The following is a 21,888-nucleotide window of genomic DNA, read 5'->3' as shown; positions in this document are numbered from 1 at the left end:
ACAAGGAGATCCATCATGTGTCGTCCCGCCACCTGCAAGACCTGCGGCAAGACCACCTGGGCCGGATGCGGCCAGCACGTCGACCAGGTCATGCGCAACGTCCCCACCGGCCAGCGCTGCCCCGGCCACGTCTCCGCCTCCACCGGTGGCACCGGCGGCAGCTTCCTCAGCCGCATCTTCGGCCGCTGACAACCTCGGCCGGGGCGGCGAGTGAACCTGCAGCCCGGCCCGTAGCCGCCCACCCGGTCTGTGCCCCGGGTGGGTACCGCCCGGGAGTCCGCCCCCCTCGGACCTCCCGGAACCGATCCCGAGCCCGGCGCGCCCTGTCCGCCGAGCCGTCGCCGTCTCACCTTCCCCCAGGAGAGGCCGACGCGCCCGAGACCGGGCTCGGACGGCGCCGTCGGGGGCCGGGACCATCCCCGTACCGGCCCCCGATGCAGCGCCAACACAGGACGTCCGACACCACCAGTAGCTTCGAAGGAGCTCTATCCCATGCCCCTGCTGGCCATACCGCTCGGCGTGCTGATCGGCCTCGCCCTCGGGGCTTTGGGAGGAGGCGGCTCCATCCTCACCGTCCCCGCCCTGGTCTACGTGCTCGGGCAGGACCCGCGCGACGCCACGACCAGCTCGCTCATCATCGTCGGGGTCACCTCGCTCATCGCACTCGTACCGCACGCCCGCGCCGGGCGCGTCAGGTTCGCTCAAGGGCTCCTCTTCGGCGCCCTCGGCACCGCAGGCTCGTTCGCCGGGACTGCCCTGTCACGTTCCGTCGCCCCGAACGCCCTGCTGCTTGCGTTCGCAGCCCTCATGCTTCTGGTCGCAGCGCTCATGCTGCGCCGCGTCCTCAACCCTGCTGAGCGCTCGACGTTGCTGGATCCGACGGTCGAGCCGATGATCACCCTGCACCCGTTCAGCTGCGCCTGCCCACGCGTCGCCAAGGTCGTCGTGACCGCCACCCTCGTCGGGCTGCTGACCGGGTTCTTCGGCGTCGGAGGGGGATTCGCCCTCGTGCCCGCCCTCGTCCTCGCCCTCGGCTTCCCGATGCCCACCGCGGTCGGGACATCCCTGCTCGTCATCGCCGTCAACAGCGCGACCGCGCTGACCGCGCGGATCACCCACACGAGCAGCAACCTCGACTGGGCGCTCATCGCGACCTTCGCGGCCGCCGCCGTCGTCGGCAGCCTCATCGGCGGGCGCATCGCCTCCGGTGCCAACCCGCGACACCTCACCCTCGCCTTCGCCGTCCTGCTCATCGGCGTCGCCCTGTACACCGCCGCGCGCAGCCTCTCCCTCCTCGGCTGACGCCGGTCACCTACCTCCGGCGCGGTGGCCGATCCGTCGCGCTTTCCCGCAGAACCCGCACGCCTCCCCGCGTGCGGAACCTGAAAGGAACCATGAGCACCAACCCCTCCGTCCACCTCGACCCGACCACCACCCGCGCCACGCCGCGCCGGCCCGCAGCGCTCGACCCTCTGGCCCTGCAGGAGTGGATGGCGGCCGACGACCGGCCCCGTCTGCTCGACGTGCGCACCCCCGCCGAGTTCACGACCGCCCACATCCCCGGGTCCTACAACGTGCCGCTGCCGCTGCTGCGCGAGCACCGCGACGAGCTGCGCACCCACCTCGACGACGACGTCGTCCTCGTCTGCCGCTCCGGCGCCCGGGCCACCCAGGCCGAGACGCTGCTCGGCTCGACGGGACTGGACAACCTCCACGTCCTCACCGGCGGAGTGTCCGCCTGGGAGGTCGCCGGCGGCCCGCTCAACCGCGGCGCCCAGACTTGGGAACTCGAGCGCCAGGTTCGGCTCGTGGCCGGCGGCATCGTCCTGGCCGGCGTGCTGGCCAGCACGAAGGTGCCCGCCCTCAAGTGGGTGTCGGCGGCGATCGGCGCCGGGCTGACGGGAGCCGCGATGACCAACAGTTGCGCCATGGGCAAGGCCCTGTCCATGCTGCCCTACAACCGCCGCACCGGACCCAGCCTCGATGCCGTGGTGCGTGAGCTGGGCGGGGCGGCAGCCTGAGTCGATCGGTGGACGAGGGCTCTGGACACCGCAGACGTGGTTTCCAGAGCCCTCGCCGATGAGGTGGTGTAGAGCAAGCACCTGCCCATGACTCACCCGTGCGTTCGGCCGGGCTCGGTCAGTTGGGTACGGCTACAGCCGCTGGTGGCGCAGAAGCAGGGCGCTGCTGATCTCGCTGGCCCGGTACATGGCTGCCTGCGGCTCATGCGAGGAACTGACGAATGTCCTCCAACGCGAGCGGCTCCAGGCGGAACCATGCCCAGCTCCCGCGACGCTCGCGGGTGAGGATTCCGGCGTCGACGAGGGTCTTGAGGTGGTGGCTGACGGTCGGCTGTGAGACCTGGACGGCCTCCGTCATGTCGCAGACGCACGACTCGCGATCCGGGGAGGCGCTGATGATGCTGAGCAGCTGCAGACGGACGGGATCAGCTAGCGCCTTGAGGAGCCCAGCCCGGCGCTCTGCCTCGGTGCGTTCAAGGACTGGCACCGGGGTTGAGCCGCACTCCGAGACGTGGGGAACCTGCTGCGGAGTGGCTGTCAGTGTCGTGATGCTCACTCGTTCACCTTCCGTTCGCCTTCATCGACCATGGTCAATGTTGACACATGTCGATGCGACTGCCAACGTTGGAGTATCGACCAGTGTCGATGTAGCAGTGCAGGATTTGAGACCAGCCTCGAAGGATCCCGGTGACCAACCCGCCCAGCCCCACCGCCCCCACGAAGAGCGCACCAGCACCCCATGACCCGGTGGTGGCGAAGCTCTCGACGCTCGACCGGTTCCTGCCCGTGTGGATCGGCCTGGCGATGGTGGCCGGCCTGCTCCTCGGGCGAGTGGTACCGGGACTCGGCGACGGCCTCGCGCGCGTCGAGGTCGACGGCGTCTCGCTCCCGATCGCGCTCGGTCTGCTCGTCATGATGTACCCCGTCCTGGCCAAGGTCCGATACGACCGGCTCGACTCGGTGACCGGCGACAAGCGCCTCTTGCTGAGCTCACTGTTCCTCAACTGGGTCCTCGGGCCGGCCCTGATGTTCGCCCTCGCGTGGATCTTCCTGCCGGACCTGCCGGCCTACCGCACCGGCTTGATCGTCGTCGGGCTGGCCCGCTGCATCGCCATGGTCATCATCTGGAACGACCTCGCGTGCGGTGACCGCGAGGCCGCCGCGGTGCTCGTCGCGCTCAACTCGGTCTTCCAGGTCGTCGCCTTCGCCGGGCTCGGCTGGTTCTACCTCTCCGTGCTGCCCGGGTGGCTCGGCCTCGAGCAGACTGGCATCGACGCCTCCACGTGGGACATCGCCCGATCGGTCCTCATCTTCCTCGGCATCCCGCTGCTGGCGGGCTTCCTGTCCCGCCGCATCGGCGAGAAGCGGCGCGGGCGGGACTGGTACGAGACGAAGTTCATCCCGAGGATCGGCCCGTGGGCGCTGTACGGCCTGCTGTTCACCATCGTCATCCTGTTCGCGCTCCAAGGTGAGGCCATCACGTCGCGCCCGCTCGACGTCGTGCGCATCGCACTGCCGCTGCTCGTCTACTTCGCCCTCATGTGGGGCGGCGGGTTCGGTCTCGGCGCGGGCCTCGGGCTCGGCTACGAGCGCACGACGACGCTCGCCTTCACCGCGGCGGGCAACAACTTCGAGCTCGCGATCGCCGTCGCCATCGCGACGTTCGGCGCGGCGTCGGGCCAGGCCCTCGCCGGCGTCGTCGGGCCCCTCATCGAGGTGCCGGCGCTCGTCGCCCTCGTCTACGTCAGCCTTGCCCTGCGCAAGCGCTTCACCGCCCGACCCGGCAGCCAGGGCGTGCCGCTCACGTCAGCTGGTGCGGTGTCCCGCAATGGCTGAGGTCCACGTCTACGAGCCGGCCCTCTGCTGCAACACCGGCGTGTGCGGCCCGGAGCTCGACGAGCGTCTGGTCGCGTTCACGGCGGACCTGGCCCACGTCAACGCCGCCGGCGGACACGTGCAGCGACACAACCTCGCCAATGACCCGGCAGCCTTCGTCGCCGAGGACACGGTGCGCTTCTTCATGCACCTGGCTGGTTCGGCAGGGCTGCCGCTGACCGTTGTCGACGGGGTCACCGTGCTCACCGGCGCGTACCCGAGCCGCGAGCAGCTGACGCGGTACGCCGCCCTCCCGGATGTTGCAGACTCCACCTCGGCGCGCCGTCCCGCACTGACCTTGACCCTCACCGCGACGGGCGCTGACTGCTGCCCCTCGGACAGCGCAGCCGCCCCTGCGGCCGATGCCCCGAAGGGCTGCTGCTGATGCTCACCCTGCCCTTCCTGGACGCCCTGCCGCGGTTCCTCTTCTTCACCGGCAAGGGCGGCGTCGGCAAGACCACGCTGGCCTGCGCGACCGCGGTACGCCTCGCGGGGCAGGGCAAGCGGATCCTGCTGACGAGCACCGACCCCGCCTCGAACGTCGGACAGGTCTTCGGCGTCACCGTCGGCAACACCATCACGCCGGTTCCGACCGTCCCCGGCCTCGACGCCCTCGAGATCGACCCGCAGCAGGCAGCTGACGCCTACCGCGCCACGATCATCGACCCCGTGCGGGACCTCCTCCCGGCGGCAGAGATCTCCGCGATGACCGAGCAGCTGTCCGGGGCGTGCACGACCGAGATCGCCTCCTTCAACGAGTTCACCTCGCTGCTGGCCGACGAGTCCGCGACCGCGGCCTACGACCACGTCCTGTTCGACACCGCACCCACGGGCCACACCGTGCGCCTGCTTCAGCTTCCGGGGGAGTGGACCTCCTACCTCTCCGACGGCAAGGGCGACGTGTCGTGCCTCGGACCGGTCGCGGGCCTCGACCGGCTGCGTCACGACTACGCCGGCGCCCTGGCCGCGCTGACCGACCCAACGCGCACCCGCCTCGTCCTGGTCACCCGTCCGCAGGGGTCCTCCCTCCGTGAGGCCGCGAGAACGTACGGCGAGCTGCACGAGCTGGGCATGACGAACGCCCACCTCGTCGTCAACGGCGTCATGCCGTCGTATGCCGTCACCAGCACTCCCAGGGACGAGCTGGCCCACGCGGTCCGCGCGCGCGAGGATGCCGCCCTCGACGCCGTCCCCGACGCCGTGGCCGGGCTGCCCCGCACCACCTTGCCGCTGCTCGCCGTCAACACCGTCGGCGTGCCTGCCCTCCGTGCCCTGCTCGAGCCCCAGGCCGCGTCCCCGCCCGAGGCCCCCGCTGAGATCGCCACCCTCCCGGACGGGCTCACGGATCTGCGTAGCCTCGTCGACGAGCTCGAGGCAGACGGGCACGGGCTCGTCATGTGCATGGGCAAGGGCGGGGTCGGCAAGACGACGGTCGCTGCCGCTGTCGCCCTGGAGCTCGCCTCGCGAGGTCATGAGGTGCTGCTGACGACGACCGACCCGGCGGCCCACCTGAACGAGACCCTGCAGGCAGAGACCCCGCACCTCACCGTCGAGCGGATCGACCCCCAGGTGGCGATCGAGGGGTACCGCGAGCGGGTCATGGCAGGCAAGGGGAAGGCCCTGGACGACGCCGGCCGCGCCGTTCTGGCCGAAGACCTCAAGTCGCCGTGCACCGACGAGGTTGCCGTCTTCCAGCAGTTCTCCCACGTCGTGTTCCGGGCCCGGAAGCAGTTCGTCGTGCTGGACACGGCGCCGACCGGGCACACCCTGCTCCTGCTCGACGCGACCGGCTCCTATCACCGTGAGATCACCCGACAGATGAGCGAGGGCGCACACTTCGTGACCCCGCTGATGCGGCTTCAGGACCCGGCCCAGACCAAGGTCGTCATCGTCACCCTCCCCGAGACGACCCCCGTGCTCGAGGCCCAGGAGCTGCAGAACGACCTCGCCCGGGCCAGCATCACGCCCTGGGCCTGGGTCGTCAACGGCAGCCTGACCGCAGCAGCCCCGATCTCGCCGTTCCTGCGCGCCCGCGCCCACGCCGAGGCTGAGCCGCTCACCAGCGTCCGGGGGCTGTGCCAGCGCGTGGCGGTCCTGCCGCTGCTGGCCCGCGAACCCGTCGGCGCCGCAGCGCTGTCCGAGCTCACCCGTCCCCTCACGGAAGGCACGTTGATCGATGCGCACTGACACGACCGCCGGTGGACCCGACTACGACCGGATCGTCGAGGACCTGACGTACACGTACGACGGGGTCTTCTCCAAGGAGTCGGTAGCGCAGGCCGTCGCCGACGCACGGGCCGCGCTCGAGCCGGTGTCCAGGATCCCCACCTACCTGCCGATCCTCACCGCGAGGTACGCGACCACCCAGCTGACGGCGGCCGCTCAGGCCGAGGGCCGGATCACCAAGCAGGTCCCCGAGTTGCTCTTCGTCTGCGTCCATAACGCCGGCCGGTCCCAGATCGCCGCGGCACTGGCCCAGCACCTGTCCGGCGGTCGCGTCCACGTCCGCTCGGCCGGCTCAGCCCCCGTCGGTGAGGTCAACGCCACCGCCATCGAGGTCCTCAAGGAGCGCGGGATCGACCTCACCGAGGCCTACCCGAAGCCGCTGACGGACGACGTCGTGCGCGCCGCCGACGTCGTCATCACCATGGGCTGCGGCGACGCCTGCCCGATCCTGCCCGGAAAGCGCTACGAGGACTGGGACGTCGCCGATCCCGCCGGGCAGCCACTCGAGACCGTCCGCGACATCCGGGACGACATCCAAGGCCGGATTACCCGGCTGCTGCGCGACCTCGGCATCTGATCCGCCCCAACCACCGACCCAGGAGTACCCATGACCGACAAGCCCTCCGTCCTCTTCGTCTGCATCCACAACGCCGGGCGCTCCCAGATGGCCGCCGCCTACCTCGCACACCTCTCCGGCGGCGCCGTCGAGGTCCGCTCTGCTGGATCCGCGCCCGCCGACCAGGTCAACCCCTCCGCCGTCGCCGCCATGGCCGAAGAGGGCATCGACATCACCGCCGAGACCCCCAAGATCCTCACGACCGAGGCGGTCAAGGAATCCGACGTCGTCATCACCATGGGCTGCGGCGACACGTGCCCGATCTTCCCCGGCAAGCGCTACGAGGACTGGGAGCTCGCAGACCCCGCCGGCAAGGGCGTCGAGGCCGTGCGACCCATCCGCGACGAGATCAAGCAGCGCATCCTGGGCCTGCTCGAGTCGCTCGACGTCACCCCCGTCACCGCCTGACGCTCCCCGCGACGCCCCTTCCGGGACGGCCAATGGGAGAGGGGACGCCTGGCTGCAGCAACCTCTCGCTCGTGGGGGCACCTTCACCGCGCCTGCACCGACGGCGGCGTGTCCGAACGTTCAGTCGGGGCGCGGGCCGTACATGATGATCGAAACCCCGAGCAGGCAGATGAGTGCACCGATGACGTCGTAGCGGTCCGGTTTGAAGCCGTCGGCCACCACGCCCCAGGCCAGTGAGCCGGCGACGAAGACACCCCCATAGGCGGCGAGGATGCGGCCGAAGTTGGCGTCCGGCTGCAGGGTGGCGACGAAGCCATAGATGCCGAGGGCGATGACGCCGGCGCCGATCCACGTCCATCCCCGATGCTCACGCACTCCCTGCCAGACCAGCCAGGCGCCGCCGATCTCGGCGATCGCCGCGGCGACGAAGAGCACGATGCTGCGCAGGGTGTCCATGGATGTGAAGGTAGTCGGCTACCGCGGCGGGCCGATGCTCACGTCCACGGGGCCGGCCGCGCCGCGAGGGCAGTGCTGCGCGCGTTCGGCGCGGCGGCGTGCAAGCGTGAGTGCGATCCCGGTGCCAGCGACGACGATCGCGAAGGTGAGGCCTGCGAGGGTGAAGGCGACGGCGGTGGCGGCTGCTCCTGCCAGTCCGAGCATGGCGACGAGGGGTGCGGCGCAGCAGAGGGTGCAGGCTGCGGCGCCCACGCCGTCCACGTGGCGGTCCTTCAGCGGCGTCTTCATCGGTGACTCACTTCGGGTCGGGTGGTGATCTGGACGAACGGGATCGGGCAGCACTCCGATCCGGCGCAGGTGACGAGGTCGTCGCAGCCAGCATCACGTGCCGCGACCAGGCTGTCTCGGATCACCTCGAGGTCGGCGATCTTGCGCTCGACCTCTGCGAGCTTCGCCTCGGTCTTGGACTGCAGTCCGCTGCCGTGCTGGTGCCGACCGGCCTCGAGCAGCTCGGCAACCTCGTCCAGGGTGAAGCCGAGGTTCTGCGCAGCCTTGATGACGCGCACGGTGGTGACGGTGTCTTCGGTGTACATCCGGTGGCCGCCGAGAGATCGGTCCGGTTCGGCGAGGATGCCGCGCCGCTCGTAGTAGCGCAGGGTCTCGACGCTGACGCCCACCAGGTCCGCCACCTGTCCGGACCGCAGGCCTGTCATCTCGTGGCTCCTGCAATCAGGCGCTCGGCTCGGGCGCCGAGCGCCGCGAGGACGGTTGCGTGGGTCTCTGCCGTGCTCACGACCAGGTCGACGGCGCCTGCGGAGATGGTCAGCGCGAACGTGAAGAACGAGCAGCACCCGGCCTCCCTGACGGCGAGGCTGGCCGCACGGCTGGCGGCGGCTGGATCAGCGCGGACGTCGATGCGCAGCTGATTGGGCGACACCCAGCTCAAGCTCACCGCGTCATGTGAGAAGAAACTGTCGAACTCGACGACACGCAGCGGCTGGTCTTCGGTCGGCAACGTGCAGGAGGAGGGCGCCCACGCGTTGCCGTCATCGATCAGGTTGATGCTCATGTGATGACGGTAAACCCGTACCTGAGTACGGGATGCAAGTGGCTGGTGGCGCATCCCTCTTCTCATCGGAGGAGTGCTCAGCTCCTGGCGCCTGAGGGTAGGCGGCCGAGTTCTGGGCGCCGACGATGCCTGTCCCGACCAGGGCGCGCAGCGACGCGGTTCGACCGCGTCGTCAACTCGTCAGCCACTCTCCATGGCCGCACGACCTGACGCGGCCGGATCATGCTGGCAGTCAGCTCCGAGAGATGATGGAGCCATGAGCGTGGACGTGACGGTGTTGTACTTCGACGGCTGCCCGAGCTGGCGGACGGCCCTTGAGCGCGTTGAGGTTGCCTCCGCCCGCGCCGGTGTGCCGGTCCGAGTGAGCACCGTGGACGTGACATCGGACGCGGACGCGGACCGGCTCGGGTTCACCGGATCCCCGACCATCCTGTTGGACGGGGCCGACCCGTTCGCGCAGCCCGGCGCGAGCCCGGCCTTGGCCTGCCGGCTCTATGCCACCCCAGGCGGCATGACTGGCTCACCCACGGTCGACCAGCTCGCCGCGGCGCTGACCAAGCAGGCGGACAGACCCGCTCACTGGCCTCTGGCCACCAGGGCAGCCGAAGGCGAGGATGGGTTCATGGCAGCCATTGCGCAGGAGCACGGGCAGATGCAGAGCCTGAGCTGCTGGTGTTGCGGGAACCCGTTCGACGAGAAGGACCTGACTCGACTCGGGTCGCACCCGGAGGTAGCCGTGTGCGCAGGGTGCGCCTCGTGGCTGTCCCGGCGCGCCAGATCCGCAGCAGAGGCGGGCCTCCGAACCCCGGGCGCCCAGCTGCGGCGGACGGTTGCTTCCACCAGAGATGCGGTCACGCGCGCGGGGCTACAGGACTGGCCAGTCCTTGGCCCACCGCTGCGACGGCTTGACCGTCACCTTCCCTGAAGCCCCCGAAGCCCGCGGCCATGGTCACCTCTGCACCCATCGACCGGCAACGCCTCCACGATGATCTGGAACGAGTCCGCTACGACCTTCACCAGATCGTCGCCGCTGCGGGCGCCCGGGAGCTCCGCCGGCGCAGCAACGGGACCCGCTGGACCAACGGGCAACTGTTGTGGCACATGGCCTTCGGCTTCCTCATCGTGTCTCGGCTGCTCCCGCTGGTCAGGATGTTCGGGCGGCTCCCGGACGCCTTCAGCCGCACCTTCGCAGCGGCGCTGGACGCTGGGACCCGCCCGTTCCACTACATCAACTACCTCGGGTCTGTCGGTGGCGCCCTCGTCTTCCACGGGCCACGGCTGACCCACCGACTCGACCACACCATCGCGCGGCTGCACCGCCGACTCGACGCCGAGTCAGCCGAAGCCCTGGGTAGGCGGATGCACTTCCCGCTCGGATGGGATCCCTTCTTCCGGGACACGATGACGCTGGCCGACGTGTACGCGTACGGCATGCAGCACTACGACTTCCACCGGAAGCAGCTCACGATCGAGGTGTAGCGGCAGCCCTCCATGTCCGAGCCCGACGGCGTCGTGAGCCGCCGCTGCGCGCCGGATCAGGTGCCGACCGGCGCGAGCAGCCCGGCCATGACGGCGAGCACGCCGGGATCAACCCGGTAGTACACCCAGCTGCCACGTCGTTCCGACTCGAGCAGGCCCACCTCACGCAGCTTCTTGAGGTGGTGGGAGACGGTCGGCTGGGAGACGCCGACGTCCTGGATGTCGCAGACGCAGGCCTCGCCGCCCTCGGCGGAGGCGATGTTGGAGAAGAGCCTCAGTCGCACTGGGTCACCCAGCGCCTTGAACATCGCGGCCACGCGCTCCGCATCCGTCTCGCCGATCGGGGAGCGGGTCAGCGGTGCGCAGCAGGGTGTCGCATTGACGTCGAGGAGCGGCAGCGGGTTTGACATGTGTCTATGTTGACATCTGTCTATGCCGGTTGCAAGATGGGTGATGTCGACATCGACAACCATCGAAACAGCGTGGGTTCCGCCGAGCCGGGACTCCACCGACCGAACCGGAGGCCGTCTCGTGACCAGCACGACCCACGCACTCACCGACACCACCACCGACACCGCCACGAGCGCGTCGCGACGGACCGGCGCGGCCGTTGCGGTCATCGGCGCCGGCCCGATCGGTCTGGCCGCCGCAGTGCACCTCCTCGAGCGGGGGCTCGAGCCGATCGTGCTCGAGCGCGGTGACCGCGCCGGCGTCTCCGTGGCGTCATGGGGTCACGTGCGGCTCTTCTCCCGCTGGTCCGAGCTCATCGACCCAGCCGCCCGGCGACTGCTCAGCAGCCGAGGCTGGGTCGAGCCCGAGGCGAACCACTACCCGACCGGTGCTGAATGGGCGGATGAGTACCTCCGGCCCCTGGCCGACGCCCTCGGGGACCGCGTCCACTACGAGACCACGGTGACCGGGGTCGCCCGGCAGGGCCGGGACCGCGTTGTCGACTCCGGCCGCGAGGAGCAGCCGTTCACTGTCCACGTGCGCCACGCCGACGGGCGCGCTGGGCGGGTCACCGCCGCAGCCGTCGTCGACGCCTCCGGTACGTGGACGCGCCCGAACCCGCTCGGCAGCGACGGCTATCCGGCAGACGGAGAGCGGGAGCCCGACGTCGCAGCCCACGTCTCGTACCGCGTCCCCGACGTCGGGACCGCGGACGATGTAGCCCGCTTCGGCGGCAGGCGCACGGCTGTCGTCGGGTCGGGCCATTCCGCCCTGGCGGCTCTGGTCGCCCTCGCTACGCTCGCCGAGAAGGTGGCGGGCACGAAGGCAGTCTGGGTGCTGCGCCGAGGGGTTGTCGGCAGCGCCTACGGCGGCGGCGACGCGGACCAGCTGCCGGCCCGCGGAGCCCTCGGCCTGCGCGCACGCGACGCCGTCGCGGCCGGGCACATCGAGGTCGTGACGGGGTTCCGGACGCTGGCTGTCGAGCCCGTCGCCGACGGGACCCTGGCCCTGGTCGGCGAGGACGGGCGCCGCGTCGATGGTCTCGATGAGGTCGTCGGCCTCACGGGGTTCCGCCCGGACCACTCGATCATGTCGGAGCTGCGCCTGCGCCTCGACGACCGGCTCGAGGCCCCCGTCGGGCTCGCGCCGCTCATCGACCCCAACGTCCACTCGTGCGGCACCGTCTACCCGCACGGTGCGGGCGAGCTGGCCCACGACGAGCAGGGGGTCTTCGTCGTCGGGATGAAGGCGTACGGCCGCGCGCCGACGTTCCTGGCGCTCACCGGTTACGAGCAGGTCCGCTCTGTCGCGGCCGCCCTGGCGGGCGACCACGAGGCAGCCTCCCGGGTCGAGCTCACACTCCCAGAGACCGGGGTCTGTGGCGGGGCAGGCCTGTTCGACGCCCCGGACGCCACCAAGGCGGAAGCCGTCGGGGGCTGCTGTGCACCGGCCGCCCCGCAGCTCGTCCAGATCGGCGCCCCGTCGGACAGCGTGGGAGCGTGCGGAACCACCGGGTGTTGACACCTCGCGCCCGCGACCACGGCGCGGTGGACCCGTCGACGCCGCAGCCCTGCCCCGGCGTCGACGTCGCCATGTCCTCGAGCCCTCCGCGCCGTCCCCGCCGGGCACTCCCGGCCCTCTGCGTCACCCAGATCGTCGGCTGGGGTGTCCTCTACTACGCCTTCCCCGTCATGCTGCCCGCCCTCACCCGTGACACCGGGTGGCCGGCCACCTCCACGACCGCGGCGTTCTCCGCAGCACTCGTGGTCTCGGCCCTCGTCGGGATCCCGGTCGGACGTCTCATCGACACGGCCGGGCCCCGCTGGACCATGACGGCCGGCTCGTTGCTCGGCGCCGCTGCGTTCGCCCTTGTCGCCGTCGCCCAGAACCTGCTCGTCTTCACCATCGGATGGGTGCTGACTGGTGCCGCGATGGCCGCGACCTTCTACCAGCCCGCTTTCGCCGCACTCACGCGCTGGTACGGCCGTGACCGGGTCCGGGCACTGACCACCCTCACCCTGGCCGGTGGCCTCGCCAGCACCGTGTTCGCCCCAGTCACGGCGACGCTCACCGACCACCTCGGGTGGCGTCACGCCACCCTCACGCTCGCCGGCGTCGTCCTGGTCATCGCGGCACCGCTGCACGCCGTGGGTCTCCGAGGCCCGTGGCCACGGCACTCTCCCGAGCACGCGGCGGGATCGGTCAAGGCCGCCGCGCTCAGTGCTCACGCCATCACCACGAGCAGACCCTTCCGTCAGCTGGCCGTCGCCCTCACGCTGTCCGGGTTCGCCATGTACGCCGTCGTCTTCGGGCTCATCCCACTCCTCACCGGACGCGGTGCCTCTACGTCCGAGGCTGCGTGGGCGCTCGGGCTCGGAGGCCTCGGTCAGACCCTGGGCCGCCTGCTCTACGCGCCCGTTGCCGCGCGCACCAGCCCCCGAACACGCACCGCCGTCCTCACCTTCGCCGGCGGCGCGACGACCGCGCTCCTCGCGTTCCTCGCCGGGCCGATCTGGTTGCTTACCGTCGTTGCGATGGCCGCCGGGATGGTCCGCGGCAACCTCACCCTCCTGCAGGCGACCGCCGTCACCGACCGATGGGGAACCAGCTCCTATGGGCGCCTGACCGCAGTCCTTGCCGCGCCCGTCACCATCGCGGGAGCGCTGGCACCGTGGGCTGTCGCATCCCTCAGTGGCCCGCTGGGGGGATACGCGAACGCGTTCTGGCTGCTCGCGGTCCTGTCGCTGTCGGCCGCTGCCATCGCCGCGCGCGTGCCGACTGTGTGAGCGGAGCGGTGCCGCGCGGCGACGGCGTCCGGCAGGGCCCTGATCCCGCGCGCCCAGACCGGCTCACGCCACGCCGCTGGTGCATTTCGCCCCGGCTTCGGCTGTTGTGCTGGCAGCATGAGCGCACCACCACCGGACGCACAGGGGAGTGAGCGTGGGGTTCTTCCGACGATTGCTGGGCACACGCGGTACGCAGACCCGCTCCGTCCTGGAGAGCGTGCCCGGAACGACGGCTCGAGCGCCCGGGGAGATCTGGCAGCGACCGCGGTTCGCCGTGCTGGATGTCGAGACCACCGGGCTGCGCGCTAACGAGCACCGGGTCGTCGAGATCGCAGTGGTCACGAACGACCTGCGTGGCGTCGTGCTCGACGAGTGGTCGACGCGCGTCAACCCTCAAGGGCCGGTCGGCGCAACCCACATCCACGGCATCACGCAGGCCGATGTCGCGGACGCTCCGGTGTTCGCTGAGGTCCTCCCAGAGCTGAACCGGCGCCTCGCCAAGGCTGCCGTTGCCGCACACAACGCGAGGTTCGACCTGGCCTTCGTCCGGAGGGAGTACCAACGGGCCGGCTGGGACCTACCGTTCGTCCCGGCTCTGTGCACACTGCAGGCGTCCGAGTACCACCTGCCGTCTCTGGACCGTCGGCGCCTCGCAGACTGCTGCTGGGCCGTCGGGGTACCGGTGAACGGCGCTCACTCGGCTCTGGGTGATGCGCGCGCGACCGCGTCGCTCCTCGCGGCGTTCATGCACCCCGCGACCGGATACCCACCGCTGCCGGAGCACGCGCACCTCATTGAGCAGGCGTTCTCTATCGAATGGCCGACGAGCGCGACGTCCCGGTCTACCCCGGACTCGCCCACGACACGGTGGACCTCACCAGGGACTCCAGCGACCTCACGGCCGCTCAGTGCCCGGGCGCAGCAGGTGATCGCCCGGGAGTCGGCAGCGCCGCCCGCCGCCAGCCTTCTCGACCTCATCGAGCGGTTCTCCCTCGTCGACGCCCTCGATGAGGGCGCGCCGCAAGGGACGCTGGCGTACTTGGAGAAACTGGCTGAAGCTCTCGAGGATGGCGAGATCACGGACGACGAGGCGGCAGACCTGCGCGCAGTGTCGGGCGTGATGTCGCTGATGCCCGAGGACGTCGCCGCCGCGAACCGGGCCTTCGTCTTGGCACTGGCCCACGGGGCTCTAGCCGACGGCAAGGTCTCGAGGGCGGAACGCGCGGAGTTGGGCACCGTCGCGGCCATGCTCGCCGTCGACGCGAGGATCATCCCGGCACTTCTGGATCGAGCTGAACAGGCTCGGCATGCTCGCCTCAGTGAGGGCCTGAAGCCGTTGCCTGAGACGTGGGAACACGGGGCGCCTCTGCGTGTCGGAGACAAGGTCGTTTTCACCGGCTGCGACGAAGACCTTCGGGCCCTGCTCGAGGCTGAGTCGGAGCGCCTAGGAGTGCGCGTCCTGGGAACGGTCTCGGCCAAGGTGGCGGCTCTGGTCAGCGACGGGTCCATGGACGGGGGTAAGGCGGCACGGGCCCGCGAGCTCGGCACCCGCATCGTGCACCCTCGCGTCTACCGGGTCATGCTGTCGCATCTGCAGCCGTCGCTGTCCAGGGTGGCCGGCGCCGTCCTGGAGGTTCCCCGGGCCGCTGAGCCCGGCATGGTGGCTCTCGCCGAGTCTGTCTCCCCGTTGCCCGACGTCGTGGGCCCCCGTGCCGTGGACAACCCTCCTGCGCCGAGTCCGGCGGAGGTGCGCACATGGGCCCGAGCGAACGGGCTCGAGGTCGGGGTGCGAGGAAGGCTCCCGAGGGAAGTGCTGCAGGCCTACACGAGCGCCCAGACGGGCCCGTAGCTCGCTTCACAGCCCAGCGCGTGGTGAGCTCGGACAGTCTTCCGTCCGTCGGACGAGCATCGTCTGACCGATGACATCTGGCGCGGCCCGCGGTCCCGACCAGGTCCGGGACGGTCCTGGGTGCGGTCGGGGGCGCAGCGTCGCTTTCGGCGGCCCCTGCAGCGTCACCCTCAGCATCACTCTCAGCACCACCGCCGACCGGGCCGGTCGCGCAGACCGGGTCCACGCCGGCACGCCGGCAATGCAGGAGGTGGCCGCGTCCTGCAGGTGGCTGGGGCGACCCCGCCGGTTCTCTTGCCCTCGCACCTCGGGCGCGGCCGACGGCGATGCTCCCCTCAATAGGAACCCGGACCTGGCGCACACCAGGGGGTGGGATGCGGTCTCCGCCCAAGCCAGTCGGGCGAGGACGCGACCACGCCCGCATGGCTGGCCGCGAGTGATCCCACGTCCGAGACGTGTCACGTCACGGCGCCTTGGCGGGCGCCACCGCGAACGAGGCAGAGAAGGAGAAGGGAGCAGGCGGCGTTTGCCCAGATCAGAGGCCTGTACGAGGTGCGGTCGGGACACGTCACCGTGCCGGGTTGAGCACGCTCTCCCCGCTACTCGCAGGCCAACTGTCGCGCGGGGGCGGTGATGCGGTTGTGCGCTCGCTGCTGCGGACTCCAGGTCGTCATCCGCACCTCGGGCGCAGACGGTCGGCACGTTGGTCTGGCCCGAAAGGGTCCGGGGCGACTGCCGTCGTCTGCGGTATCCGGACCGTGACCGCTCCACCACCGAACGAGGGCCGCCACTGGCGCTTTCGTCCACCTCAGGAGCGCACCATGCTGACCACCACCCCCGTCACCCCTGCATCACCGGGCACCTCGTCCGCGGCCGTCCAGATGGCCTCGACAGCGGACGGCTGCTCGCGACCCGTCGAGGGCGCGCAGCCACCCCCTCGTCGCACCACGACCGCCCGGACGTCACAGGCGGCACCGACCTCAGCCTCTGGAGCGCCTACACGTGGACGCGTCACATCGGCGCGCACCCGAGCCAAGGAGGTGGTCGAGCTCGAGACCGGCGAGGTGCGCATGGTCGAGATGGCCGAGCCGCCCCCACGTCACGGCGACCCGTTCACGATGTCGTTCAACGGCGACATGATGCTGTTCGCCTCCTCGCCCGCGGCCCGGAGTCTAACCGGCGTGCACTGGCACGTGTGGACGGCCCTGTGCAACATGATGGACTACAACAACGTCCTGCACCTGAACATCGCCCACCTCGCGCGTCAGCTCGGGCGGGACCGCCCCACCGTCAGTCGAGCGATCTCCCACCTGGAAACGACCGGTCTGGTTCGGCGAGCGGCCGACCCGCGCGACCCCTCCCGCACCGTGCTCGCCGTGAACGCGCACCTGGCGTACCGAGGCCGCGTCGGTGACCGTCGACGCACCGTTCAAGAGCAGACATGGGCCGCGTCCGGCGCGCAGCTGTCTGTGGCGACGCCGAAGCGTTCTTCCAGGCACGAAGCCGCCTAGGCTCAACGGCCGTTGACGTGAAGAGGTCTACACTTCAGGGCATGGTGAGCGCTCACCAGCCGGGTCGGGGTCGTGCCCAGCGCGCCCCAGGTCCCACTTTCGACGTACGCGTCCTGGAACAAGGACGCGCTTGGGTCGACCGCGACGGAAGACGCCGTTCGTTGGCCGGGATGACGGTGACCGAGCTCGAGGACGTCATCGCGTTCCTGCGCACGCACCGTGACGTCTTCTACCTGCTCGTCCTGCGTCGGGAGGTCGGCCTGCGCCTGCTGGCAGTCGGTGCGGGCCAGACCGAGCAGATGCCACGAACCTCGTCCGAACGTGATGACCAGGATCGCCCGACGGCCACGACGCCGGTACCCCCGACGGCGTCGAGGGTGGCTGCGTCGAGCGTGGCTGCGTCGCGGGGCGAGGTGCCGAGCAGGGCGCAGGCTGTGGAGTTCGTCCACGCCTCCGCTCTTAGGCGCGGTCCTGGCCCGCACCACGGGAACCGTCGCCGCGACCATCTGTGGTCCTCGCTCGGTCAAGGGCCAGACGTCTGGCTCCAGGCCACTGCGCTCATGCGTGCCTTGCAACGTCGCGCCAAGACGGGGGCCGGTGCGGAACCGTAGGCCAGGCCGGCCCGGCCGCAGCGTCGGAGTTGCTGGCCCCTAGCTCCCGCTGGGGCTGTCTGCATGGACGCGCAGAGCGCTGTCGAGGACGTCCCGATCGCAATGAGCCTCGACATGTAGAGGTCTACACTTCACGGTGTGGGCCACGAGACGCGTAGGACGCGGCGGAGCAGGGGCGGCGCTGGGGGCGGTGCTATGTCCGTCGAGTCCGTCGAGTCCGTCGAGTCCGTCGAGTCCGTCGAGTCCGTCGAGTCCGTCGAGTCCGTCGGGGATGTCGGGGACGTCGGGGACGTCGGGGACGTCGAGGAGCGCGGTGGGCTGTACCTTGCCCGGAGCCGGGGTTCTCTGCATCTTTTCGACCTGGACGCTGGGGCGTACCTGCGTCTGCCGGGTGAGCGCTCCAACGCGTTTCCTCACGACGTGTCCGTGCTCCGGCTGACGAGCGTGGAGCGTTGGCCACGCGTCGGTGACACGTTCTTCATCTGGGTCGACTCGCCAGCTGAGTACGCGGTCTGGGACTACTGGCGTCAGTCGTCATCCATCGCGGCGCTGTACCGCGTCAGGCGTGCCGGTCGGCACGTGGGGCGAGCTGGCGTGGACCACGGGCGGGTCAGGGGCCGCGCGGGCGCTGCAGGTTGTGCCGCCGACGCGGCGTTCGGGCCGGGCTCCTCGGGCTCTCCGGGCTCCCCGGGGCCCCCACCCGCCCCGGGGTCCCCACCCGCCGCGGGGTCGGGGGAGCCGCAGACGCCTACAAGCGACACGTGGGGCGGAGCCCCGGCTCGGCCCGGACTGGCCGAGGTCCTCCCGGGCCTGGAGGTTGCCGTCGACGGTGTCTGGCAGGTGGTCACCTCTGCGGAGACTCCGCTCGAGGTTCGCGGGTCGCGTCTGCGGCCCAGGCCCGTGCTCGAGTGGCCGCTGACGAGCGACGAGGAGTGGGTGACCCTACTCGTCCTCTACCAGCTCGAGGAGGGGGAACTGATGCAGGCGCACCTTGAGGTCCGGCCCGCTGGTGGCTCGTCGAAACTGCGGTCGACGAGCCCGCTCACCGGGATGCGGTTGGTCGTTCCCGAGCAGCCGGCGTGGCCAACGCATTGACTAGATCCCTGGCCCAGGGCCTGAGCGGGGCCCGAAGCGTTGGCTGACTCACGACCGAGATGAGCTTCGCTGGGCCGTCTGCCGGGGGCGGGCTTGGCGAGTCTCTGAAGGCGCGCAGGTGGTGACGTTCGAACAGGGCGGGGAGGCGCCGGGGCGGTGTGCTCAGGCGCCGGCGGCGGCGGTGCGCTGCTGCGTCATCATCCCGACGGCGCGGGCCGCCATGTCCTTCATCTGCTCGAAGTAGCGTGCATGCGTGGTGCGCAGCGCCTCCTTCGACCGCGCGCCGAGTACGACGATCTCAATCTCGGGATGTCCCCGGTGAAGCGACTCAGCTCGGAACCGGGCCTTCATGGCCTCACGGGATGACGCGCACTCCTCGAGGGAGAGCAGCCGGGACTCGGAGCGGTCGAACACGATGAGGTAGTGGTTCACGTTGCTCACCCTCCTTCGAGCTTTCTCACCAGGCGCATGATGTCTTCCATCGTCCTGCGCAGAGTATCTTCTGTCTCGTCCAACGGAGGCGTTACGCCTGTTTGTTCCGTCACCCTGATGACGATCTCGTCCTGCTCCTGGTATCGCCGCATCTGCATCTGTTCGACGCGGTCGATCTCCTCGGACGTAGCCAGCAGCATATCCACGAAGTTCTCACGGGTGAAAACCGGTGCGGTCATCCCTAGCACGACGGGCTGGTTCGGCGGGACGAGCGGTTCCCCGTAGCGCAACTCCCGCCCCCAGAGGTCACCGAGTCGTTCGGTGATCTGGGCCCACAGGTCTTGGAGGGGAGTGCGGACCTGCACCTCGAGCGGCAGCCCTTGGTGGATGAGTATGAGATGGACGGCGCGGTACCCGTGGTTGGGGGAGGCGCGACGGTCCAGGATCTTGACGGTGGTGCCGACCGCGGTGAAGGCCTTCGCGATCCGCGCGACCGCACGGTCTTGGTCGACGCGGCCACCGTTGACGACGACGCGTGCGCCGGCGACGTCCTGGACGGACTTGAACGACGTGCCGCGGGACAGCTTCTCGACCAGCGTGCCGGTGGACTTCACCCGGGTGGTCGGTTCGAACCCGGCCGCCTCGAGGATGCCTTGGGCGTCATCGAGGGTCGCTTGGTACGCGTCCAGGACGGTCTCGAAGGTGCCCCAGTCGGCCGTCGAGACGGTCTCGGCGGCCAACCGTTTGCCGAGGCGGTCCAGCGCGCTGCGCGAGAGGGGAAGGGGCATGCGGGCAGGGTACCCGCGGGCCCAAGCGTGCGGGCTGCCGTTGACGCGGCGCCGGGCGGCGCCACGTCAACGACAACGAGCGGGTGTGAGGGGCAGATCGGTGTCACCGCCCGCCTGCGCCGTCGTCCTTAGTGGGCTCGGGTGTCAGTACACCGTCCCGGCCGGGACGGTGTTTTCGACCCGGACCACCTCGCGCGCGCTGGAGAGCGTGACCGTTTGGTCGGGTGCGGCGGGGACACCGCCGACCGTGGCCACCTCCCGCAGCGTGTACGTGCCGAGGGCGACGTCATCGGACAGGGCGTGGCCGAGGCCGTCCGTGGTGAAGGAGGCCCCGACCGGCGCGCTCGTGGTCGGGTCGAGCAGCGCGAACGTGAACCCGGACAGCTCGCCGCGGTGAGCCCCGCCGGTCGCAGCGTCACGCAGCGTCTTGCGGATGGCGACCTTGCCCGTCTTGGGCTTGCGTGTCGCGGGCTCGGGCATGAACATCACCGCGCCGAGCGGGTGGTCGGTCACCTCCGGTGGGATGAAGAAGAACCCGTGCCGGCGCACCGTGACCACGCTCAGGAGCCGGTCCGGACCGGTCGGCACGCCCGGGGGGAAGCTCGGGTTGGTCATCCACCGGTTGAAGACGACGTCGAACGCGTCGAGGCTCGCTTGGAACGACGCGAACTGCAGTCCCTGGGCCAGTCGCCCGTCAGCCCCGACCTCAAAGTAGGGCAGGCCGCGGCGGAAGATGCGCACCGTGTCCTGCGCCGCGCCGCGTGGGCCGGTCTTTCGCACGTGCGAGTCCACGGGAGGGACGAGCGGATCCGTGAACGCTCCTTCGGCGCGGACGGTGGGCTCTGACCCCGCTGCGTGGTCCAGACGGCGACCGTGCCGGTCGCGGCCGATGACGGCGTCCTGTTCGGCGGCGGGCTTGGCCGCCATCGCGGTCACGTCCTGCTCGACCTTGAGGTAGGCCAGGTAGGTGCCGTCGTGGGCCCACCACGGCTCTTCCGGCAGTGTGTCCCGGTCGATGAACACGACCTCGCGCCGGTCCTTCTTCTCCTCGATGTTGCGCACCCCGTCGCGGTAGCCGAACGGCTCGTCCCGGTCGAGGCGCTGGTAGCCGCGCTCGAGGTCGACCGCCGCGACGGCGGGGTGCGTGCTGATGCTTGCGATGAACCGGGCGGCGCACCCTTCCGACGTCGACACGACGTAGACGACCAGGTCGGCCGGGACGCTCTCGGAGGCGGCGACGACGGGCGGCATCCTCAGGCCGGCGGGGACCTGCCCGATCCCATCGAACCGCGCGGTGCCGTCGGTGCGGGTGAAGAACGTGCCGGAGAACCCGGTGGCCACGGTCGCGACCCGGTCCGGGCCGCTCTTCTGCTCCCGTAGCTGCTGGGTGGCCTGCTCGACGGACGTCAGGAAGTCTCGCACCCCGGTGACGTCGAGGTCCGGGCGCAGGGTCACGAACAGGAACTGGCCGGTCGCGTTCGGGTTGGGCAGGACCGGGTCCTTGGTTCGGTAGGGCAGCACGCCCCGGGCCTGCTTGAGATGGTCACGGTTCACGAGCTGGTCCGTCATGAGTTCCCCTTCGTCGGTTGCCGTCGCGTGCATCCGGCACGTGACCCCTCGGCTGCTCGCAGGCTACGGCCCGGCGCCGACAGTGGCGGGTTCGTCGAGCTCGCTGCGGGTACCGACCCTTCGGCGCCGCCGTCATCGGCCTGTGGGTCGTGACTGGCCGCGGCGGCGGTGACCCCGTCTGTGGGGCAGGTCCGGGGGATTAGGTGGATGTGCGGCCAGCGGCGCGGACCGAGGCCGGTTGGCGGTCGTCCTTGACCAGCTGGGCCACTCGGCCCTTCGACAGCCCGGTCGCGGCGGCGATGCGGTCGTAGGACCAGCCGCCGCGTCGCAGCTCGCGCACCGCTTTCAGGCGCACCTTGGCGACCCTGTCGAGCTCACGGTCGATGGCCGCGAAGAGGTCACCGACCGCCTTCGTCGTGAGCACCGGGTCCGGCATGGCCGCGAGCCGCTCCGCCTCGGCCCGGATCGCCGACTGCAGCTCCGGGGAGATGGACCCACGCCGAGCCCCTGCACGGCGCGGGCGAGGAGGCATGCCCCCATGCCACAGCGTGTAGAGGTCTATACTCACGGAGGTGGGCTGGTACGGCGCGCCCGCGGTCCCGCTGACGTGTACGCCGGACAGGTCGGATACCGAATCCGTCCTTCGG

General features: G+C 70.5%; 26 protein-coding genes. 16 read left to right on the top strand and 10 right to left on the bottom strand.

Annotated elements, in window-relative coordinates; all coding sequences use genetic code 11:
- Window positions 1–15: 15 nt before the first annotated feature.
- The 3 genes from U5C87_RS15640 (at window position 16) to U5C87_RS15630 (ending at window position 2,021) form a co-directional block, all read left to right on the top strand.
- Entirely contained in the window at window positions 16–189 is a 174-nt protein-coding gene (locus U5C87_RS15640) for a hypothetical protein (RefSeq protein WP_330473442.1), read from the top strand.
- A 303-nt stretch (window positions 190–492) separates the two neighbouring features.
- Window positions 493–1,302, top strand: coding sequence for a sulfite exporter TauE/SafE family protein (locus tag U5C87_RS15635; RefSeq protein WP_330473441.1), 810 nt, complete (start codon window positions 493–495; stop codon window positions 1,300–1,302).
- A 92-nt stretch (window positions 1,303–1,394) separates the two neighbouring features.
- On the top strand, window positions 1,395–2,021 hold the full coding sequence (locus U5C87_RS15630; RefSeq protein WP_330473440.1) for a rhodanese-like domain-containing protein: 627 nt from the start codon (window positions 1,395–1,397) through the stop codon (window positions 2,019–2,021).
- 202 nt (window positions 2,022–2,223) lie between these two features.
- On the opposite strand, the gene U5C87_RS15625 is transcribed toward U5C87_RS15630, so the two are convergent.
- Window positions 2,224–2,577 (bottom strand): ArsR/SmtB family transcription factor, encoded by a 354-nt coding sequence (locus tag U5C87_RS15625; protein ID WP_330473439.1) that lies wholly within the window; start codon window positions 2,575–2,577, stop codon window positions 2,224–2,226.
- A 248-nt stretch (window positions 2,578–2,825) separates the two neighbouring features.
- Here U5C87_RS15625 and arsB point away from each other — a divergent pair, with 248 nt between their 5' ends.
- From arsB to U5C87_RS15600, 5 genes are read left to right on the top strand one after another with little or no spacing between them, the layout of a single operon-like run.
- Complete coding sequence (gene arsB / locus U5C87_RS15620; RefSeq protein ID WP_443082136.1) at window positions 2,826–3,857, top strand: ACR3 family arsenite efflux transporter; 1,032 nt, start codon at window positions 2,826–2,828, stop codon at window positions 3,855–3,857.
- The gene (gene arsD, locus U5C87_RS15615; protein WP_330473438.1) at window positions 3,850–4,281 is read left to right on the top strand and encodes an arsenite efflux transporter metallochaperone ArsD; all 432 of its coding nucleotides are present in this window, start codon (window positions 3,850–3,852) and stop codon (window positions 4,279–4,281) included. Before arsB ends, arsD begins: the two co-directional genes overlap by 8 nt.
- Window positions 4,281–6,083: an arsenical pump-driving ATPase gene (gene arsA, locus U5C87_RS15610; RefSeq protein ID WP_330473437.1), complete on the top strand. Its 1,803-nt coding sequence runs from the start codon at window positions 4,281–4,283 to the stop codon at window positions 6,081–6,083. The genes arsD and arsA overlap by 1 nt, the downstream gene beginning before the upstream one ends.
- Window positions 6,073–6,699 carry an arsenate reductase ArsC gene (locus tag U5C87_RS15605; protein ID WP_330473436.1) on the top strand — a complete coding sequence of 209 codons (627 nt, stop codon included), beginning with the start codon at window positions 6,073–6,075 and terminating at the stop codon, window positions 6,697–6,699. Before arsA ends, U5C87_RS15605 begins: the two co-directional genes overlap by 11 nt.
- Window positions 6,700–6,729: 30 nt before the next feature.
- Entirely contained in the window at window positions 6,730–7,146 is a 417-nt protein-coding gene (locus U5C87_RS15600; protein ID WP_330473435.1) for an arsenate reductase ArsC, read from the top strand.
- A gap of 120 nt (window positions 7,147–7,266) precedes the next feature.
- Here the strand turns inward: U5C87_RS15600 and U5C87_RS15595 are convergent, their stop codons facing one another.
- The 4 genes from U5C87_RS15595 to U5C87_RS15580 are packed head-to-tail and all read right to left on the bottom strand — an operon-like array spanning window position 7,267 to window position 8,671.
- On the bottom strand, window positions 7,267–7,602 hold the full coding sequence (locus tag U5C87_RS15595; protein ID WP_330473434.1) for a YnfA family protein: 336 nt from the start codon (window positions 7,600–7,602) through the stop codon (window positions 7,267–7,269).
- A gap of 18 nt (window positions 7,603–7,620) precedes the next feature.
- Window positions 7,621–7,890, bottom strand: a complete 270-nt coding sequence (locus U5C87_RS15590; protein WP_330473433.1) for a hypothetical protein — start codon at window positions 7,888–7,890, stop codon at window positions 7,621–7,623.
- Window positions 7,887–8,315 carry a MerR family transcriptional regulator gene (locus U5C87_RS15585; RefSeq protein WP_330473432.1) on the bottom strand — a complete coding sequence of 143 codons (429 nt, stop codon included), beginning with the start codon at window positions 8,313–8,315 and terminating at the stop codon, window positions 7,887–7,889. The genes U5C87_RS15590 and U5C87_RS15585 overlap by 4 nt, the downstream gene beginning before the upstream one ends.
- On the bottom strand, window positions 8,312–8,671 hold the full coding sequence (locus U5C87_RS15580) for a hypothetical protein (RefSeq protein WP_330473431.1): 360 nt from the start codon (window positions 8,669–8,671) through the stop codon (window positions 8,312–8,314). The genes U5C87_RS15585 and U5C87_RS15580 overlap by 4 nt, the downstream gene beginning before the upstream one ends.
- A 256-nt stretch (window positions 8,672–8,927) precedes the next feature.
- On the opposite strand from U5C87_RS15580, the gene U5C87_RS15575 reads away from it, so the two are divergent.
- Together U5C87_RS15575 and U5C87_RS15570 are read left to right on the top strand one after the other, a co-directional pair.
- On the top strand, window positions 8,928–9,596 hold the full coding sequence (locus tag U5C87_RS15575) for a DF family (seleno)protein (RefSeq protein WP_330473430.1): 669 nt from the start codon (window positions 8,928–8,930) through the stop codon (window positions 9,594–9,596).
- 20 nt (window positions 9,597–9,616) lie between these two features.
- Window positions 9,617–10,150 carry a DinB family protein gene (locus tag U5C87_RS15570; RefSeq protein WP_330473429.1) on the top strand — a complete coding sequence of 178 codons (534 nt, stop codon included), beginning with the start codon at window positions 9,617–9,619 and terminating at the stop codon, window positions 10,148–10,150.
- A 56-nt stretch (window positions 10,151–10,206) separates the two neighbouring features.
- Here U5C87_RS15570 and U5C87_RS15565 read toward each other — a convergent pair whose 3' ends face one another.
- Complete coding sequence (locus U5C87_RS15565; protein ID WP_330473428.1) at window positions 10,207–10,560, bottom strand: ArsR/SmtB family transcription factor; 354 nt, start codon at window positions 10,558–10,560, stop codon at window positions 10,207–10,209.
- A 208-nt stretch (window positions 10,561–10,768) separates the two neighbouring features.
- Here U5C87_RS15565 and U5C87_RS15560 point away from each other — a divergent pair, with 208 nt between their 5' ends.
- The 6 genes from U5C87_RS15560 (at window position 10,769) to U5C87_RS15535 (ending at window position 18,452) form a co-directional block, all read left to right on the top strand.
- The gene (locus U5C87_RS15560; protein WP_443082135.1) at window positions 10,769–12,121 is read left to right on the top strand and encodes an NAD(P)-binding domain-containing protein; all 1,353 of its coding nucleotides are present in this window, start codon (window positions 10,769–10,771) and stop codon (window positions 12,119–12,121) included.
- On the top strand, window positions 12,115–13,386 hold the full coding sequence (locus U5C87_RS15555) for an MFS transporter (protein ID WP_330473426.1): 1,272 nt from the start codon (window positions 12,115–12,117) through the stop codon (window positions 13,384–13,386). Before U5C87_RS15560 ends, U5C87_RS15555 begins: the two co-directional genes overlap by 7 nt.
- Before the next feature lie 154 nt (window positions 13,387–13,540).
- Complete coding sequence (locus tag U5C87_RS15550) at window positions 13,541–15,235, top strand: exonuclease domain-containing protein (RefSeq protein WP_330473425.1); 1,695 nt, start codon at window positions 13,541–13,543, stop codon at window positions 15,233–15,235.
- A 1,040-nt stretch (window positions 15,236–16,275) separates the two neighbouring features.
- Entirely contained in the window at window positions 16,276–16,746 is a 471-nt protein-coding gene (locus tag U5C87_RS15545; protein ID WP_330473424.1) for a MarR family transcriptional regulator, read from the top strand.
- 170 nt (window positions 16,747–16,916) lie between these two features.
- Window positions 16,917–17,357 (top strand): hypothetical protein, encoded by a 441-nt coding sequence (locus U5C87_RS15540; protein ID WP_330473423.1) that lies wholly within the window; start codon window positions 16,917–16,919, stop codon window positions 17,355–17,357.
- 195 nt (window positions 17,358–17,552) lie between these two features.
- Complete coding sequence (locus U5C87_RS15535; protein WP_330473422.1) at window positions 17,553–18,452, top strand: hypothetical protein; 900 nt, start codon at window positions 17,553–17,555, stop codon at window positions 18,450–18,452.
- A gap of 162 nt (window positions 18,453–18,614) precedes the next feature.
- Here U5C87_RS15535 and U5C87_RS15530 read toward each other — a convergent pair whose 3' ends face one another.
- The 4 genes from U5C87_RS15530 to U5C87_RS15515 form a co-directional block, all read right to left on the bottom strand.
- Window positions 18,615–18,884, bottom strand: a complete 270-nt coding sequence (locus U5C87_RS15530) for a hypothetical protein (protein WP_330473421.1) — start codon at window positions 18,882–18,884, stop codon at window positions 18,615–18,617.
- 5 nt (window positions 18,885–18,889) lie between these two features.
- Window positions 18,890–19,672, bottom strand: a complete 783-nt coding sequence (locus U5C87_RS15525) for a RelA/SpoT domain-containing protein (RefSeq protein ID WP_330473420.1) — start codon at window positions 19,670–19,672, stop codon at window positions 18,890–18,892.
- 144 nt (window positions 19,673–19,816) lie between these two features.
- The gene (locus tag U5C87_RS15520) at window positions 19,817–21,241 is read right to left on the bottom strand and encodes a Dyp-type peroxidase (protein ID WP_330473419.1); all 1,425 of its coding nucleotides are present in this window, start codon (window positions 21,239–21,241) and stop codon (window positions 19,817–19,819) included.
- 199 nt (window positions 21,242–21,440) lie between these two features.
- Window positions 21,441–21,773, bottom strand: coding sequence for a hypothetical protein (locus U5C87_RS15515; protein WP_330473418.1), 333 nt, complete (start codon window positions 21,771–21,773; stop codon window positions 21,441–21,443).
- Window positions 21,774–21,888: the final 115 nt, after the last annotated feature.

Origin of the sequence: Terrabacter sp. C0L_2, assembly GCF_036352015.1 — a bacterium.
GTDB classification, from domain to species: domain Bacteria; phylum Actinomycetota; class Actinomycetes; order Actinomycetales; family Dermatophilaceae; genus Terrabacter; species Terrabacter tumescens.
Note: the sequence above shows the minus strand (reverse complement) of the source record. Positions and strands in the feature narration are given on the sequence as shown.